The sequence below is a fragment of the Bradyrhizobium sp. HKCCYLR20261 genome (assembly GCF_051168435.1).
GTDB lineage: Bacteria > Pseudomonadota > Alphaproteobacteria > Rhizobiales > Xanthobacteraceae > Bradyrhizobium.
This window is the reverse complement of record NZ_JBNPUZ010000009.1, coordinates 136,145-152,818: the sequence shown is the minus strand read 5'-3', so window position 1 is coordinate 152,818 and position 16,674 is coordinate 136,145. Positions and strand designations below refer to the sequence as shown.

12 protein-coding genes are annotated in these 16,674 nt (G+C 67.7%); 4 read left to right on the top strand and 8 right to left on the bottom strand.

Going from position 1 to position 16,674, the window contains the following annotated elements; translation table 11 throughout:
* Positions 1–236 precede the first annotated feature (236 nt).
* Positions 237–2,570 (bottom strand): xanthine dehydrogenase family protein molybdopterin-binding subunit, encoded by a 2,334-nt coding sequence (locus ACQR1L_RS21975; protein ID WP_434859998.1) that lies wholly within the window; start codon positions 2,568–2,570, stop codon positions 237–239.
* A gap of 347 nt (positions 2,571–2,917) precedes the next feature.
* The gene (locus ACQR1L_RS21970; protein WP_434860079.1) at positions 2,918–3,793 is read right to left on the bottom strand and encodes a dihydrodipicolinate synthase family protein; all 876 of its coding nucleotides are present in this window, start codon (positions 3,791–3,793) and stop codon (positions 2,918–2,920) included.
* 298 nt (positions 3,794–4,091) lie between these two features.
* Between ACQR1L_RS21970 and ACQR1L_RS21965 the strand changes: the two genes are divergently transcribed.
* The 3 genes from ACQR1L_RS21965 to ACQR1L_RS21955 all read left to right on the top strand — a co-directional run bounded on the left by ACQR1L_RS21965 (position 4,092) and on the right by ACQR1L_RS21955 (position 6,560).
* On the top strand, positions 4,092–4,256 hold the full coding sequence (locus tag ACQR1L_RS21965; protein WP_434859997.1) for a hypothetical protein: 165 nt from the start codon (positions 4,092–4,094) through the stop codon (positions 4,254–4,256).
* A complete protein-coding gene (locus tag ACQR1L_RS21960) occupies positions 4,253–5,329 on the top strand; it encodes a DnaJ domain-containing protein (protein ID WP_434859996.1) in 1,077 nt (358 codons plus the stop codon). Before ACQR1L_RS21965 ends, ACQR1L_RS21960 begins: the two co-directional genes overlap by 4 nt.
* A 94-nt stretch (positions 5,330–5,423) precedes the next feature.
* Positions 5,424–6,560, top strand: a complete 1,137-nt coding sequence (locus ACQR1L_RS21955) for a diguanylate cyclase domain-containing protein (protein ID WP_434859995.1) — start codon at positions 5,424–5,426, stop codon at positions 6,558–6,560.
* A gap of 15 nt (positions 6,561–6,575) precedes the next feature.
* Here the strand turns inward: ACQR1L_RS21955 and ACQR1L_RS21950 are convergent, their stop codons facing one another.
* Both ACQR1L_RS21950 and ACQR1L_RS21945 read right to left on the bottom strand, forming a co-directional pair.
* Positions 6,576–7,505: a CobW family GTP-binding protein gene (locus tag ACQR1L_RS21950; RefSeq protein WP_434859994.1), complete on the bottom strand. Its 930-nt coding sequence runs from the start codon at positions 7,503–7,505 to the stop codon at positions 6,576–6,578.
* Positions 7,502–8,995, bottom strand: coding sequence for an amidohydrolase family protein (locus ACQR1L_RS21945; protein WP_434859993.1), 1,494 nt, complete (start codon positions 8,993–8,995; stop codon positions 7,502–7,504). Before ACQR1L_RS21945 ends, ACQR1L_RS21950 begins: the two co-directional genes overlap by 4 nt.
* A gap of 189 nt (positions 8,996–9,184) precedes the next feature.
* On the opposite strand from ACQR1L_RS21945, the gene ggt reads away from it, so the two are divergent.
* The gene (gene ggt, locus ACQR1L_RS21940; protein WP_434859992.1) at positions 9,185–10,858 is read left to right on the top strand and encodes a gamma-glutamyltransferase; all 1,674 of its coding nucleotides are present in this window, start codon (positions 9,185–9,187) and stop codon (positions 10,856–10,858) included.
* Positions 10,859–11,175: 317 nt separating this feature from the next.
* Here ggt and ACQR1L_RS21935 read toward each other — a convergent pair whose 3' ends face one another.
* The 4 genes from ACQR1L_RS21935 to ACQR1L_RS21920 form a co-directional block, all read right to left on the bottom strand.
* Complete coding sequence (locus ACQR1L_RS21935) at positions 11,176–12,723, bottom strand: GMC family oxidoreductase (RefSeq protein ID WP_434859991.1); 1,548 nt, start codon at positions 12,721–12,723, stop codon at positions 11,176–11,178.
* 85 nt (positions 12,724–12,808) lie between these two features.
* Positions 12,809–14,143, bottom strand: coding sequence for an acyclic terpene utilization AtuA family protein (locus tag ACQR1L_RS21930; protein WP_434859990.1), 1,335 nt, complete (start codon positions 14,141–14,143; stop codon positions 12,809–12,811).
* An 88-nt stretch (positions 14,144–14,231) separates the two neighbouring features.
* The gene (locus ACQR1L_RS21925) at positions 14,232–15,356 is read right to left on the bottom strand and encodes a diguanylate cyclase domain-containing protein (protein ID WP_434859989.1); all 1,125 of its coding nucleotides are present in this window, start codon (positions 15,354–15,356) and stop codon (positions 14,232–14,234) included.
* Between the two features lie 171 nt (positions 15,357–15,527).
* Positions 15,528–16,364, bottom strand: coding sequence for an SDR family oxidoreductase (locus tag ACQR1L_RS21920; protein WP_434859988.1), 837 nt, complete (start codon positions 16,362–16,364; stop codon positions 15,528–15,530).
* Positions 16,365–16,674: the final 310 nt, after the last annotated feature.

Below are 16,674 nucleotides of genomic sequence, written 5' to 3'. Positions count from 1 at the left end.
TGGGGGTCCCCGAATGCTGACTATGAGGAAACTAGATCATCAGCGCGGCTGATTCAGTCCAACGTTTGCACTCGATCAACCCGCGAGCACGCCGAGATCGATTGGCGCGCTCAACTACGTTCGGCGCCCGGAGACCCCCACCCCCGACCCCTCCCCGCAAGGGGGAGGGGAGCGCAGTGTGCTCGTGGTGAGGGCTCGGATCCAAAGGGCTCTGTAGAAGCCTCTGTGCTCCGGACTTACGCCGCCGCCTTCTTCGCCTTGGCATCCCGGATCGCAGCCCACACCTTTTCCGGCGTCAGCGGGGTCTGCAAATTGGTGATCCCCAATTCGAACAGCGCGTCCATGACGCCGTTGGTGACGCAGGGCGGGCCGCCGATGGCGCCGGATTCGCCGCAGCCCTTGGCGCCCAGCGGATTGGTCTTGCACGGCGCGGAATCGTCGAGCGTGACCGCGATCGGGGGCACGTCGTCGGCGCGCGGGATGCAGTAGTCCTGATAGGTCGCGGTCAGCAGCTGGCCGTCGGCATCATAGGCGACGTTCTCGTACAGCGCCTGGCCGATGCCCTGGGCGACGCCGCCATGGATCTGGCCGGCCACCAGCATCGGGTTCACCGCGACGCCGACGTCGTCGACCGTGGTGTAGCGCACCACGCGGCTGATGCCGGTGTCCGGATCGATCTCGACCTCGCAGATATGCGTGCCGTTCGGCCAGCTCGGACCATCGACCTCGCCTTCGCTGTCAACCGACAGCTTGGCGCCCTGCTCCTTCTGCGCAATGTCGAACAGGCTGATGCGGCGATCGGTGCCGACGACGGTGAGGACACCGTCACGATACTCAATGTCCTCGACCGCGGTCTCCAAGAGGTTCGAGGCCTTCTCGCGCGCCTTGGTGATCAGGTCGTTCGAGGACACCGCGACGGCGGTGCCGCCGACGAACAGCGAGCGCGAGCCGACGCTACCGAAGCCGGTGGCGAGATCCGTGTCGCCCTGCACGATTTCGATCTTGTCGAGCGGGATGCCCAACGTATCGGAGATCATCTGGGTGTAGGTCGTCTGCAGCCCCTGCCCCATCGCCATCGTGCCGGAATGCAGGATCACGCGGCCTTCGGACGTCGCGTGCAGCGACACCTTCTCGGTGTGGGCGCGGCCGCCGGTCCATTCGATGTAGGAGGTCAGGCCACGGCCATACAGCATGCCGCGCTTCCTGGCTTCGCGCTTGCGGGCGTTGAAGCCGTCCCAGTCGGCGAGCTTGGCGGCGCGCTCGAGCATGTGGGCGAAGGCGCCGGAATCATACACCTGGCCGACGGCGTTCGTGTAGGGCAGCTGCGTCGGCTTGATGTAGTTCGCTTTCCGGATGGTGCGCGGATCGATGCCGATCTGGCGCGCGGCGGTGTCGAACAGCCGCTCGACGATGAACACCGCCTCAGGCCGCCCGGCGCCACGATAGGCGCCGACCGGCGCGGTGTGCGTCATGACGGTCTTGATCTCGAAATGCACCAGCGGCAGGTCATAGACGCCGGTCTGCACGAACGGGCCGAGCACCAGCGGGATGATGTTGGCCGCGCCGGAGGAGTATGCGCCGGTGGCGCCGATCGAGCGCACGCGATAGGCCAGCACCTTGCCCTTGGCATCGAGCGCGAACTCAGCGGTCGAGGTGAGGTCGCGACCATGCGTGCCGCCGACGAACTCGTCGGTGCGCTCGGCGCGCCAGCGGATCTTCTTGGACAGCTTGGTCGCGGCATAGGCGACGATGCCGTCCTCGGGATAGAGGTTGGTCTTCTGGCCGAAGCCGCCGCCGATGTCGCCGACCAGCACGCGGATGCTCTCCTTCGGCCGCTTCAGCACGGCGTCGGCGAGCACGTCGCGGGTCGAGGCCGGGGTCTGCGACTGCACGGACAGGAGGAGCCGGCCGGTCTTCTTCTCGATCTCGGCGATGGTCGAGCGCGGCTCCATCGCGGAGGGCACCAGGCGCTGACTGGTGATGTCGAGCGACACCTTGTGCGGGGCGCTGGCGAAGGCCTCCTCGACCTTGGCGGCATCGCCATAGCTCATCGCCGCGACGATGTTGTCGGGCGCCTCGGCCCACACCGCGGGCGCGCCTGGCTCGATCGCCTTCACCGGATCAGTGACAGCCGGCAGCACCTCGTAGTCGACCACGATCGCCTCAGCCGCCTCCTGCGCGATCACGCGCGAGGTGGCGACCACGGCCGCGACAGCCTCGCCGGTGAAGCGCACGATCTCGTGCGCCAGCAGACGGCGCGGCGGCACGGTCATCGGCTTGCCGTCGGGACGCTTGAAGATCGCCAAGGTCGGGATGCTGCCGATGTCGTCGGCCACGAGGTCGGCGCCGGTGTAGATCGCCTCCACGCCGGCGATCTCGCGCGCGGCGGCGGTGTCGACCGACAGGATCCTGGCATGCGCATGCGGCGAGCGCAGGACATAGAGCCAGAGCGCGCCGTCTTCCGGCTTGTCGTCGATGAACTGCCCCTTCCCGGTCAGCAGCCGCTGATCCTCGAGCCGCTTGACGGGCTGGCCCGCACCGAACCGCATGTTGTTGGGAAGAATGTTCATCCGGGAATCCTTGGCAAGTTCAATGTAATTGCATGGGGTTTTAGCGGATTTGCCGCCCGACACAACCACCGCCGTGACGCTGCGGGGTCCTCGCAGACGAGGATCCAAGCTTGAGTTCAGCTCTTTCCACACCGTCATGGCCGGGCTCGTCCCGGCCATCCACGTCGTTCGACATGCGCGGAAGGACGTGGATGCCCGGGACAAGCCCGGGCATGACGACGAGGAGGAAGACGGGCAAGAACTCTTCAAACCCGCCTGACGGCGAGGACACGGCGTATGGATTCCGGGCTCAGCCCCTTCGGGCTGCCCCGGAATGACGTGAGGAGAGAGCGGAGCACCAAAACGGGTCACCCCAGGCTGTACAGCACCTCTTCGACGACCTTGCGCTGCTCCGATGTCAGCGCGGCCTGCGGCGGCACGGGGTCGCCGACATCGTAGCCCTGGATCGACAGGCCCGCCTTGATGCAGGCGGCGAGGTTGAAGCGGGCGAAGGCCTCGTTGACGCGCCACAGCTTCCTTTGCAGCATCATCGCGTCGTCCCAGCACGACGCCTTGCAGAGATTGTAGAGCTCCACGCTCTGGCGCGGGATGATGCAGGCGGGTCCGGCCATCCAGCCGTGACCGCCGATCATCATCACGGCTGCCGGGATATGCGAGGACGCCGCGAACACCTTGATGGCATCGCCGCAGCGATTGATGATCGACAGCAGCCGTCCGGTGTTGGTCGAGGCATCCTTGATGTAGTTGATGCGCGGGTGCTCGGCGAGCCGGGCGATCACGTCGAGCGAGAGATCCGAGCGCTGGAACTGCGGATTGGTGTAGATCACCACGGGAATGTCGACGGCATCGGCGATGGCGCGGAAATAGGCCGCCACGCCGGCATCATTGACCGGGAAATAGGCCTCCAGCACTGCCAGGATGCCGCTCGCGCCGCGCGCCTGATACGCCTTGGCCTGCGCCACGGCGTCGGCAATGGCGGTCGAGGCCACGCCGGCGATGACGGGAACGCGGCCGCGCGCGGCATCGATCGTCGCCTCGACCACAGTCATGCGCTGGGCGCGGTCGAGATAGGCAAACTCGCCGGTCGAACCGAGCGGCGTCAGCCCGTGCACGCCGGCATGGATCAGGTCGTCGCACAGCCGCCCCAGCACATCGGTGCGGATCGTGCCATCGGCGCTGATCGGGGTCGCGAGGTAGGGAAAGACACCATGAAAATCAGTCATGAGGTCGGTATAGCGGCCCTGCCGGCGCATCTGCAAGCCGAGCGCCACGTGGCCTGATCCGGGAAGGCGCCAACCGCAGCCGGCCCGATCCGAGCCTCAGGCCCGGAACTCACACCAGCGCTGGCGGGCGATACGCTCGCAGGGCAATCAGTTAGCAGCCGCGTTAAACGCTGCTTCAAACTTTTTCTTCACCATGACGCAAGTCCTCGGTCATCGCGATGAGTTTGCGATCCGCAATCGAAGATTGCGTAGCGCTCGGTGGCGAAAAACGGGCGTGATGGTGCCAAAGGCGGCAGAAATGGCTACCGACTTCGCCATTTTCAGTCATTTTTCCGCCGGATTGGCGCATCATCATGCGAAGTGGAAAGAGTTAGTTCGAGTGCTCCAGCGTAAATTCGAGCGTAAATTCGCGGTGGGAATTTCGATCGGAGACGAGGGAAACCTGCAGCGAGTGCGGCCATGAAGACGCTTTACGATTTACTCGGAGCTCTTCCGGACGATGACGCTGAGGACATCCGCGCCGCCTTCCGCAAGGCGGTCAAGGAGAGTCATCCCGACGTCAATCCCGGAGATCCCGACGCCGCGTTGCGGTTTCGCCAGATCATTCGCGCCCACGATATCCTCGGCGACAAGGAGCAGCGCACGGCCTATGACCGGCTGCTCGGCGCCGCCCGCGACGAGCACCAGCAGGACAACAAGCTCGCCGTCGCCGCCAAGGTGCACAAGGTCGCTTCCGGCGTAATGGCGCTGGCCGGCGCCTCGGCCGTGGCGCTCACCGGCTATCTGCTGTTCACCCACATGTCGTCGGCATCGGTCGCCCCGCTCAAGCCGGTCGTGGTCGCGACCAACAAGCTCAAGCCGTCCGAGGTGCCGGCCAAGCCGATCGAAACCGCCGCCGTGATGCCCGAGGCGGTGACCGTGGGCGAGGCGCCGGCCAATGCCGGCGGCGAGCCGGCGGCCAGTGTCGCGGGCGGCAACGCTGCGGCGGCCGTGGACCCGGCCACGGCGCGGGCCGGCAAGGCCGATGCGGCCAATTCGGCCGATCAGGATCATGCGCCATGTGCCGCCGGCGCCACCGCGCCCTGCGCGGCGGAGGCCGTGCTGCCAGGCGGCACGCCTTCGAGCGAGGCCCAGGCGCGGCATGATCGCGGCATGGCCGCCTTCCAGAAAGGCGACTTTGCGGCGGCGCTGGCCGATCTCGACGCGGCGATCCAGCTCGATCCGCGCTATCAGGACGCCTATATCGACCGCGGCATCGTGTTCTACCGGTTGCGCAAGTTCGACCGCGCCTTCGCCGACGTCGCCGCCGCCAAGCGGATCGACAAGGCCAACCGCGCCGTTCTGGACGCAATGGCCAAGCGGCAGCCGCTGCGCCCGCTGAAGCTCGACCCGCCCAAGGCCGAGGCGAAGGCGGACGTGAAGCCGGAGGCGCCCAAGGCCGAGGCCCCGCGGGTGGCCGCCGCAGCGCCGCTCCCGGCGCGGCTGTCGACGGCGACACCGGCCTATGCCACCAGCGATCCCAGCCGGGCACCCTGAGCGATTGACGAAGCTTTAAGGTAATCGTGAAGCTCCGTCCGCGCGAACAGTCCTCGCCCATCAACTGTTAGCAAAGGTGTCCCATGGTGGCGTCATGGGACATGGGCTGCTTTCGACCTTCATCCATCCGAATCCGGCGATCCGGCGCGAGCTGGTCGATCTGCTGTACACGTCCCTGCCTCAGGTCATGTCGATCAACGCCGCCGCCATCACCGGTTCGGTGACGCTGGCGATCCTGCATCGCGACCCCGGCTACATCGCCATTGCCATTGCGATCATCGTCAACGCCGTGGGGCGCGTGGTCAGCCTGCTGCGCTACAAGCAATATGCCGCGCGGCTGTCCGACCGCGACGTGATCCTGTGGGAAAAGGTCTACGCCGCCGGCGCCGCCGCCTTCGGTCTCGCACTCGGCGCCCTCACCTTCCGCGCATTCCAGCTCAATGACGCGCCGGGCGCCTGGATCGCGTTCGGCCTGTCAATGTCCTATTGCGTCGGCATGGTGTCGCGCGCGGCGATCCGCCCCTGGGTGGTGCTGAGCGCCACCGCCGTACTGTTCGCCCCGACCTTGGTCGCCGGCCTGATGCGTCCCGAGCTGCCTTATCAGCTCGGCGCCGCGATGCTGGTGCTGTTCTGGTTCTCGATCCGCGAGGCGTCGCGCCATCTCAGCACCGCCTTCATCGAACGGCTGGAGGCCAAGCACGCGCTGGCGCGCCAGGCCAACCACGACTTCCTCACCGGGCTGCCAAATCGCGCGGCGTTCCTCGCTGCGCTGGAAGCTGCCACCGGCAGCGTCGCGATCATCGCCATCGATCTCGACGGCTTCAAGCCGGTCAACGACCGTCATGGTCATCATGCCGGCGACGACCTGCTGCGCCAGGTCGCGGGCCGGCTGTCGAGCTGCGTCGGATCTGACGGCCTGGCCGCGCGGTTCGGCGGCGACGAGTTCATGCTGCTGAAGCCGGTCGCGGGCGGCGCGCAAGCGCGCGACGAGGCGCTCCAACTCGCCCGCGAGGCCGTGCGTGCGCTGTCGATGCCGTTCCTGCTGTCGGATATTCCCGTCATCATCGGCGCCAGCGCCGGCCTGCTCGTCAATGATCGCCCGCTCACGGATGACGCGGTCGACGACCTGCTACGCCAGGTCGACAGCGCCCTGTACGCCGCCAAGCGTGCCGGCGGCGGTGGCTGCACCTGGGTGGACGCCGACACTGGCGCGCTGCGCCAGGCCGGCTGAGCCTTCAGGTCGATTTCAGGACACGATCACGCCGCGCAGCAGCGCGTCGATCTCCACCTCGTCGAGCTCGCCCTCGCGACCGATCAGCACGAGCTGTGCGGTCAGCCCCTCGGGCGGCGCCACCGGCGAAGGCGCCAGCGTGCCGCGCGTCGCGACCGACTGGAACAGGATCGGCTGGTTGGGATGCTCGGTGAAGGACAGCACGCCCTTGATGCGCAGCGTGCGCGGCGCCAGGCGGCCGATCACCTCCTGGAAGCGCGCCAGCGACAGCGGCGCCTGTGACGTCCAGGTCATCGTCGCGAATGGCTCGGCGGCGGCGGGGAGCTGCGGCGGCAATATGCGCGGCGCGCGGATGTCGCGGCTGAACAGCAGGTCCCGCGCGACGGCGCCGTGCGCGATCTCGAAGATCGCGGATTGCGGCTTGAAGCGGCCGACGATGCTCCTGACGGAGTCGAGCGCGGCGCGATCGAGCAGATCGGCCTTGCTGAGCAGCACGAAGTCCGCGGCGCGCAATTGCGAGCGCCATAGCGCCTCCTGCGCCAGCTCGGGCTCGTCATGCAGCCGCTGCGGATCGACCAAGGTCACCACCGTCTCGAGCGGCGCGACCTTGAAGATCACGGGGTCCATCAAACTGCGGATGATCTCGGCGGGATCGGAAATGCCGGACGTCTCGATCGCGATCGCATCCGGCGCCGGATCGCGCTTGATGACGGAGGACAGCGTGCGCAGCAGGTCGCCCTGCAGCGAGCAGCAGATGCAGCCGTTCTTCAGGCTGATCACCTCCTCGGTCACCGTACCGAGCAGCTGCGCGTCGATGTCGACCGCGCCGAAATCGTTGACGATGGCGGCGATCCGCCGGCCGCCGGGGTCGGCGAGCAGATGATTCAGCAAGGTGGTCTTGCCGGCGCCGAGCGCGCCGGCGACCAGCAGGACCGGGACGATCATGACAGCACGGGCCGGCGCACGGCGCGTCCCGGCCGCGCATCGCGCACGAGATCGCCGTCGCTGATGACGGCCGCGCCGTTGACGAGCAGATGCCTGACGCCTTCCGATGCCCGGTTCATGTTGAGGAAGTCGGCGCGGTCGCGCAAGCTCTCGAGATCGAGCACGGCGATGTCAGCGTCGCAGCCGGCCTGCAGCCGGCCCTTCTTGCGCATTGCGGGCGTCGATGTCTCCAGGATCTGCGCCGGGATCAGCGTGCACTTGGCAATGCCGTCCATCAGCGACACCGTCTTGCGGTCCAGCACCCATTCGCGCAGGAATTTGGTGAAGGTCGCCGACGAGCGCGGATGCGACACGGCGTCATCAGGCAGCGGCCACGCGTCGCCGGTGTAGTCGGTGCCGTTGGCCAGAATCCACGGCATCGCATCGGAGGCGATGGCGCCGCCCGGAAACAGCACGGAGACGTCGAGCAGGTCGCGGTGGCGCTGGTTGACGGCAACGTCGAGGAAATGGATCAGCACCAGCGCGCCGGGATCCTCCTGCTGCCGTTGCAACAGCTCGTCGCGGCTGCCCAGGCGATGCCGCTCGGCCACCATCTCGATCGCGTCATAGCCGGTGCCCATGCGCTGGCAGAAGGCGGGATCGGCGAAGAAGCCGGCGCCGACCACGGTCGAGCCGGTGCCGTAGGGATAGGCCTCCGTCGTGACCTTGAGGCCCTGCTTCTGCGCGGTCTGCACCAGCTCGGCGCAGCGCTCGACGTCCTGCAGGCTGGTGCTGTTGAAGTGGCAGATGTGCATGTGCGCGCCGGTCGAGCCGGCCAGGCCGATCAGCCGCGTATAGGCGTCGACCGAGCTGCGCGGGTCGACGTTCGACATGTAGGCGATGTGGGTGTAGGTCGGCACGTCCTGCTTCGCCGCGAGGCTGCACAGCTCGGACAGCTCCTTCATGCCGGTGCCCGGCGCATAGGCGTTCGGGAAGGCGATGCCGAGGCCGCCCTGGTCGAGCGCCTGCCTGGTGCGCTCGACGATCTCCGCGGTCTCGGCCGGTGTCGCGGCCTCCTCGACCCAGCGCTTGTCGCGCATCGCCTCGCCCATGCCGCCGATGGTCGAGGCGGTCTGCTGCGTCGTCATCGTCGCGATGCGCGCGAACACCCAGCCCGCGGCCGCGCCATAGTTGAGCGTGCGGCCGATCGCCTCCTGCTCATCATACCAACGCGCCACCGGCAGCACGCCGACCTCGAGCTCCAGTGTCGTGGTGACGCCGTCGAACGCCTGCATGCGATCCGCCGGCAACGACTGGCCGTGCGCGTGCAGATCGATGAAGCCGGGCACGACCGCGAGGCCCGCCGCGTCGATCACCCGATCAGCCGCACTGCCGACATCGCCCACGGCAGCGATCGCGCCGTCCTTGATGGCGACATCGGCGGTGGCATCGAGCTTGGTTTCCGGGTCGAGCACACGCCCGCCGCGAATGATCAGATCGTAGTGAGGCATGAAATCAGCTGGGCCCGTGAAGTGGAACTACTGAAAGCCCTAACACAGATGCGCGGCAATGAGAACGCGGCCGGAGAGATCGATGCGCGCCGAGCCATGCGTCGTGCACCTATCAGTTCGTCCCTGCGGCCGCGCTCTTCCCCTGACGCAACGGATGGGTCAGGATCGGGGCGACACAGGAGACACCGAATGGCTTCGTCCAGCCACCGCATCGCCGACTTCACCTGCGAGAAGCAGCCCGCGACCGGCTCGCGCGGCATGGTGGTGACCAACCACCCGCTGGCTTCCAGCGCCGGCGCCGAGATGCTGATGCGCGGCGGCAATGCGATCGATGCCGCCATCGCGGCGCTGTTCGCGCTGACGGTGGTCGAACCGATGATGGTCGGCATTCTCGGCGGCGGCCTGTCGCACATCCGGCTCGCCGATGGCCGCCACATCGTGCTCGACGGATTGAGCACCGCGCCAGGGCGCGCCACGGCGGACATGTACGATCCCGTCTCGGACGAGATCGCGCTGGCCCGCGAGACGCGCGACCGCCGCAACGCGGTCGGCGCCTTGGCCGTCGCGGTGCCCGGCGCGCTGAAAGGCTGGTGCGAGGCGCTGACGCGGTTCGGCCAGCTGCCGCTGCACGAGGTGATGGCGCCCGCGATCCGGCTCGCCGAGCACGGCTTCATCGCAAGCGCCTATCTCACCGACTGCGTCCGGCAGGTCGCGGGCGATCTCGCCCGCGATCCGAATCTGTCGGCGCTGTTCCTGCCCGGCGGCGAGGCGGTCAAAGCCGGCACGCGCGTGATCCAGACCGACTACGCGGCGACGCTGCGGCTGATCGCCGAGCACGGACCGGATGCGCTCTACGGCGGGCCGCTCGGAGTCGCGCTCGCCAACGACATGACCGGCCAAGGCGGCCTGATCGATCTCGCCGACCTCAAGGCCTATCGCGTGATCGAGCGAGAACCTATTCGCGGCTCCTATCGCGGTTATGACATCCTAGGCCCGCCGCCGCCCTCCTCGTCCGGCGTGCACATCGCGCAGATGCTCAACATCCTCGAAGGCTTCGACGTCGGCGCGCTCGGCTTCGGCTCGGCCGACGGCGCGCATCTGCTCGCCGAAGCCCTGAAGATCGCCTTCGCCGACCGCGCGGTCGCGACCGCCGATCCCGCTTTCGTCGACGTGCCGGTCGATCGCCTGACGTCCAAGGCGTATGCCGCCGAGCGGCGCGCGGAGATCGACATGGCCAGGGCCAGGAGCTTCGGTCCGGGGCTTTCGCCCACCGAATCCGCCAACACCACCCACGTCACCGTCGCCGATGCCGAGGGGAACGTCGTTGCCGCGACGCAGACCATCAACGGCCTGTTCGGCGCCTGCGTGCAGATCCCCGGCACCGGCATGACCGCCAACAACTACATGTACAATTTCGATCCGCATCCCGGCCGCGCATTGTCGATCGCTCCCGGCAAGCGCGTCTTCACCTCGATGGCGCCGATGATGGCGCTGCGCGACGGACGCTTGCGCTACGCGCTCGGCCTGCCCGGCGGCCTGCGGATCTTCCCCTCGGCGTTCCAGGCGCTGGTCAACCTCATTGACCACCGCATGACACTGCAGGAGGCGGTCGAGGCGCCGCGGCTGTGGACGCAGGGCGGCGTGCTCGAGCTCGAGCCGGCCTTTCCGGACGACGTTGCGAACGCCCTCGCCGCGCGCGGCCATGTCATCAAGCGTGAGCCGGTCGTCGCCGGCGGCATGAACGCGATCGCGTTCGGCGACGACGGCATCATGACGGGCGCCGCATGCTGGCGCGCCGACGGCACCCCGATCGCGATCTCCGGCGGCCGCGCCCGCGCCGGACTGCGGTTCGCGATCGCGTGAGGTTTGAGGTCAGCGGCTGCACCACCTGCCACCGGACGCCCTCTCTCCATCGTCATTGCGAGGAGCGCAGCGACGAAGCAATCCAGGGCCACGCATGCGGCCCCTGGATTGCTTCGCTGCGCTCGCAATGACGTCGTGGAGAGACCCCGGCCGCTCCTTCACGGTCCGGTGGCGGTGCCGCCGGCTTTCGCTCCTCATGGTGAGGAGCGCCGAAGGCGCGTCTCGAACCATGAGGCCCGCGCTGTGGCCTCGCCCTTCGAGACGCCCGCCTTCGGCGTGCTCCTCAGGGCGCGGAGTTCCCCATGAAGCTCGTCAGCTCACCGCTGCCGCATCATCCGCGCGATCGCCTCGCCGATCACCACCGTGGTGAAATGCGTGTTGGCGCGGCAGTCGGACGGCATGATCGAGGCGTCGGCGACGCGCAGGCCGGTGATGCCCTTCACGGTGCCGTCCGGATTGACGACGCCATCGGCGTCGTCAAAAGCGCTCATGCGGCAGGTGCCCGCTGCATGCTGGATGTCGCCGGCGATCTGACGCAACAACGCATCGAGCTCGGCATCCGGCAGCGCGGCCGCTTGCGGCAAGGTGAGTGTCGTATCGCCGAGACGGATCCAGTCCGCGGCTTCCTGCAGTGCCGGCTGCGTCGTGATCACGGCCAGTCGCTTCACCGCATCGCGCATCCGCGCGATGTCGCGGACATCAGCGAGCATGTTCTCCTCCACGATCGGATCGACGGTCGGATCGGTCGAGGCAAGCTTCAACGTCCCGCGCGAGAACGCGTTGAACAGGCCGGCGCCGATCGCGCCGGGCACGCCGATGCCGCGGTGGTTGAACGCGATCAGGATCATGTCGCGCTTGCCGCCTTCGGCGAGCCCCGACGAATAGGTGACGCAGCAATTGGTGTGGCGGGTGTCGCGATCGGTCGGACGCAGTTCCTCGCGCAGCTGGATCGTGGTGCGGAACAGCGGATGGTCGAAGAAGTGCCGGCCGACGGGAAGATCGCGCTCGACCGCGACACCCATCGCCTGCAGATCGGCCGCAGGCCCGATGCCCGAGCGCAGCAGGATCGCCGGGCTGTGGATGGCACCGGCGCACAGCACGATCTCGCGCGCGGCGATCTCCTTGATGCCCTCGCCTTCGAGATGCACGCGCACGCCGGTGACACGGCCATCGCTGATCAGCAGACGATCGACCAGTGCCCGGCCGCGGATCTCCAGATTGGGACGTCCGCGCGCCGGCTCCAGATAGCCCTCGTTTGTCGAGATGCGGCGGCTGTCGCGGCTGTTGATCGGGTAGCAGGCGACGCCCTCGCCATCGGGCCCGTTGAGATCGTCGCACCAGGGATAGCCGCTCGCCAACGCCGCATCGCGCAAGGCCCGATCGATCGGGCCCCATTGCTCCGGCGGCGCGCGATACACCGGCAGCGGCCCGCCGCGTCCATGTCCCTCGCGGTCGCCGAAGGCGAGATCATCCTCGATCACCGCGAACAGCGGCATGATTTCCTGGGCCGACCATCCGGTGCAGCCGTTCGCGGCCCATTCGTCGAACGCATCGGCGACGCCGCGGATCGCGATCTGACCGTTCATCATCGAGCTGCCGCCGAGGCCCTTTCCGCGCCAGTAGAAGCGCATCTCCTGCCCGGCGACGCGGCGCGACATCAGCTGCGGCCACTGCCATTTCTCTTGGAAGGCGCGCTCATGGATGATCGGGATTGGATTGGGGGTGGCGATCTCCCAGGGCACGTCGGCCGCGCGCCAATCCGCGCCCGCTTCAAGCAGCAGCACCCGCCGGTCGCGATCCTCGGACAGGCGCGCTGCAACGGCGGCACCGGCGGAGCCGCCGCCGACGACAAGGACGTCATACATGGATGGGAGTCTCTCTGGTCTCGGGTATCGAAATCATCGTGCGCACCTTGCGCCAGCGGACGCCGCCCGTGAAGCCCTCGAAAACTCAGGCCACCAGCATGCTCATGCAGAGCTCAGCCGCGCGCTCAGGCACGAGGCAGGATGCGACCGCGATGACCTCTCGCGCCGATTTCCAGGCCCCGCCGCCGCCAGCCGGGCCATTGGTGTAGAGCGTCTCGACCTCGTTGCCGATGCGGATCGCTTCCGCCATCGTCTCGGTCCGTCCCGCGACACGAAGGCGCACCTCGTAGGGCTCGTGCCCTTCCGCACGGGCCTCGCCATGCAGCGCGTTGGCGCCGATCAGATCGCAGCGCAGCTCGCTCGTCGCCACCCCTGTCAGCACCAGCCGCTCCTTCACGATCTCGAGCGCGAGGCGGCCGCGTGCGACCGCGCCCGGACCGGCATAGGAGATTTGCCCCTCGCCGATATAGGAATCGAGATAGCCGACCGACGTCTTCAACAGTCCGGTCTTCGGCCGGCCCCGGCCACCCACCACGCGGACACGATCCCGGCCGATCTCTTCGACGGTGACGGCCGCAAAGTCTGCCACCACATCCGGCTGGATATACTGCGCGGGATCGTGGATCTCGTAGAGCAGTTGCTCCTTCACCGTCGCCGGCGTGACGCGGCCGCCGGAGCCCGCGACCTTGGTCACGATCAGCTCGCCGTCCTCGCGCACCTCACCAATGGGAAAGCCGAGCCGCGCCAGATCCGGTACGTCCTTCAAGCCGGGATCGGCGAAATAGCCGCCGGTGATCTGGCCCGCACATTCCAGGAGATGACCGACCACCGTGCCCTGCCCGAGCCTGTCCCAGTCATCCCAGGCCCAACCGAACTCATGGATCAGAGGCCCGAGAAACAGCGCGGGATCGGCCGCGCGCCCGGTGATCACGACGTCGGCGCCCGACGCCAGCGCCTCGGCGATGCCGCGCGCGCCGACATAGGCGTTGGCCGAGACAATGCGATTGCCGAGCCCGTGAATCGTGTCGTCGGTGTCGAGCGCAATATTGGCCGTCTTCAACGTATCCAGCACGTCGTCGCCGGTGACGGCCGCGATCTTGAGACCGGCCAGCCCGAGCTGACGCGCCAGCGCGCGCGTGGCTTCGGCGGCCGCGATCGGATTGGCCGCGCCCATATTGGTGATGACGCGGATGTTGTTGGCGCGGCAGATTGGCAGCACCGCCTGCATGCGCGCAGCGAGCAGCGGATCGTAGCCGACGGACGGATCCTTCATGCGCGCCTGCTGCGCCAGCGCGATGGTGCGCTCGGCCAGGCATTCGAACACGAGATAATTCAGGCCGCCGTTCTCGGCGAGCTCCACCGCGGGCTCGATGCGGTCTCCGGAATAGCCGGCGCCTGCGCCGATCCTGATGCTGCGCAACGGCTGCTCCTCCCTGCGTCCTGGTTTCAGCGAGGATAGCGGCTCTCCTCCGGTGTTGCCAGAGCATGTGCCCCGCGTGAGCGAAGCGCTAGTCGAACAGGATGAGCGACGGCGCCGCCGGAACCTGCGTCCATGTGGTGGCGACGGAAAGATCCGCGACGGCCCAGCAGCAGCGCTGTCCACCAGCGCGTTTGGCGGCATAGAGCGCGCGGTCGGCCTGGTCGAGCAAAGCCACCGTTTCGGCCATCTGGTCGTCGGTGACCAGAATGCCCGCGCTCGCGCCGATCTGCACGCGCGTTCCGGCGAGCGTGAACGGCTGCGACAGCGCCGACACGGCGGCCTCGGCGAGCGCTAGCGCCGCATTGCGTTCGGCGGCCGGCAGCAGCAGCATGAACTCGTCGCCGCCGAACCGCGCCGCGGTTCCGCTGCCGCCGAGACAATCCTGCAGCCGCGCGCCGACCTGGCACAAGAGCTCGTCGCCGGCCTGGTGCCCAAAGCGGTCGTTGACGAGCTTGAAGCCGTCGAGATCGACCGCGATGATCGCGATCGGGCGCTCAGCGCGCCACAGCGCCGCGACGAAGGCGGCGCGGTTCGGCAGCCCTGTGAGGTAGTCGCGATGCGCCTGTCGCGCCAGCGCCTGCTGCGCCATGATCCGCTCGGTGAAGGCCGCAGTCAGCCGATACGACGTGCCACGCAAGGTGATCCAGAACAGCACGATCATGCCGGCGCCCATTCGATAGACGGGCTCGGGCTGCATCAGGCAGGCGATCACGGTGGGGATCAGCAGCACCGCCGAGGAGGTCATCGCGATCCACGGGCTGACGCGCGAGACGATACCGACGCAGAACGCCATCGACAGCCCGAAGCACATCCAGATGCCCGGCCCATCGCCAATCTGAAATGCGCGTGCCGACAGCGCGCCGACGGCGAGGCCAAAGGCGGCAGCGCCCCATCCGTACAGGCGTTCCCAGCGGATGATCGCAACGTCATCGAGCTGATCGAAGCGCGCGGCGAACATCAGGAGCTTCACCACACGGAAGACGCCAACCACGAACAGCGCCGCCGTGATCCATGCATAGGCTGCGTCGTGCGCCACCCAGGCCATCACGGTCCCGATCACCACCGCGGCGGCCGAAATCGTCCCGACCAGCGGCATCGAGCTGTACAGCAGATGCGCCAGCTCGCGACGAATCTCCGGGTCCAGGCGTTGCATCGCAGTTCCACTTCACGAATTGCGCGCACTATCGTACCCGCAGCTTAATGAAATATCGCTGCACCCGCGAGAAGCAGCCATGCGCTGGCGATGCTTAACGAAGCTTCACCAGGACATGCACGGTTCGATCGAACGCGCCCGGACGAGGCAACGCAGCAGCCGGGCAGCCGATCAGCTCGCCCAATTGTCGCGAAACTCGCCGAACAGGGTGATGCCGCCGCACGCATAGATCGTCTGTCCGGTGATATAGCTCGCCTCCGACGAGGCGAGGAAGGCGAATACGCCGGCGATCTCCTCGGCCGACGCGACGCGTCCCATCGGGATATGCGATTCCACCACGGAGCGCTTCTGCGGATCGCCGGTCCAGGCCGCGTTGATCGGCGTGTCGACCGCGCCGGGCCCGACCGAATTGACGCGGATGCCGCGGCCGGCGAACTCCAGCGCCAGGGTGCGCGTGAGGCCGGCCATCGCGCTCTTGCTGATCGAATAAGCGAGGTAGCCGGGCTTCGGAATGATCTGGTGCACGCTCGACGTATTGATGATGTTGCCGCCGCCGCCGCGCGCGACGAAATGGGCCAGCGCATGGCGCGCGCACAGCACCGCGCCGTTGAGATTCACCTCGAGGATCTTGCGATAGGCGGCGACATCGAGCGCCTCGCTCGGCGTCTCCCGCTGGAAGCCGGCATTGTTGACCAGGCAGTCGAGCCGCGGCCAGCGCTTCAGCAGAGTCTCGAACATACTCGCGATGTCAGTCTCGATGCCGATGTCGGCCTTCACGGCGACATGGTCGCGCGCACCGTGGCCATGCGCGGCGGACGCCGCCTGGACCAGCGCCAGCGTCTCGTCGCCCGACGGCGACGGGCCACCGAAATTGACTGCGACATGCGCGCCCTCCTCGGCGAACCGCACCGCGATGGCGCGGCCGATCCCCTGCGCCGCGCCGGTGACCAGCACATAATGGCCAAGCAGGCGCGGCGAACGCCGGGCGGACGGGTCGGATGGCTGCATGTCTCAACTCCCTCAGGTCGATCTCGTCGCGAGACCCCGGGATAATCCGCATCCGGCGATAAAGCTATCCGGAGACTGGCATCGCTCCGCGCCTATCCTGCGTTGCGCGGAGACCGCGACCGGCGCGGGCGGCCAAAGATGCCGGGCGGCTGCCGCGCTGGCGAAAGCTTGATCGGCTTCGAACTCAACGGGCTTTCGACTCCACCCGCAAATGCCTGCGGTTTGTCTTTCATATTGTATTCGGCAACAGCCTCTAGTTTAATGGCGTCCCCGCTGCCGACATCAACGAGCAGCGGACGATAAGACGACG

What these genes read in the sequence shown, in the direction of transcription:
- ACQR1L_RS21970 (WP_434860079.1), bottom strand. Translation starts at nt 3,793, where the DNA reads ATGACTGATTTTCATGGTGTCTTTCCCTACCTCGCGACCCCGATCAGC.
- ACQR1L_RS21920 (WP_434859988.1), bottom strand. Translation starts at nt 16,364, where the DNA reads ATGCAGCCATCCGACCCGTCCGCCCGGCGTTCGCCGCGCCTGCTTGGC.
- ACQR1L_RS21975 (WP_434859998.1), bottom strand. Translation starts at nt 2,570, where the DNA reads ATGAACATTCTTCCCAACAACATGCGGTTCGGTGCGGGCCAGCCCGTC.
- ACQR1L_RS21950 (WP_434859994.1), bottom strand. Translation starts at nt 7,505, where the DNA reads ATGATCGTCCCGGTCCTGCTGGTCGCCGGCGCGCTCGGCGCCGGCAAG.
- ggt (WP_434859992.1), top strand. Translation starts at nt 9,185, where the DNA reads ATGGCTTCGTCCAGCCACCGCATCGCCGACTTCACCTGCGAGAAGCAG.
- ACQR1L_RS21955 (WP_434859995.1), top strand. Translation starts at nt 5,424, where the DNA reads ATGGGACATGGGCTGCTTTCGACCTTCATCCATCCGAATCCGGCGATC.
- ACQR1L_RS21960 (WP_434859996.1), top strand. Translation starts at nt 4,253, where the DNA reads ATGAAGACGCTTTACGATTTACTCGGAGCTCTTCCGGACGATGACGCT.
- ACQR1L_RS21945 (WP_434859993.1), bottom strand. Translation starts at nt 8,995, where the DNA reads ATGCCTCACTACGATCTGATCATTCGCGGCGGGCGTGTGCTCGACCCG.
- ACQR1L_RS21935 (WP_434859991.1), bottom strand. Translation starts at nt 12,723, where the DNA reads ATGTATGACGTCCTTGTCGTCGGCGGCGGCTCCGCCGGTGCCGCCGTT.
- ACQR1L_RS21965 (WP_434859997.1), top strand. Translation starts at nt 4,092, where the DNA reads ATGGCTACCGACTTCGCCATTTTCAGTCATTTTTCCGCCGGATTGGCG.
- ACQR1L_RS21925 (WP_434859989.1), bottom strand. Translation starts at nt 15,356, where the DNA reads ATGCAACGCCTGGACCCGGAGATTCGTCGCGAGCTGGCGCATCTGCTG.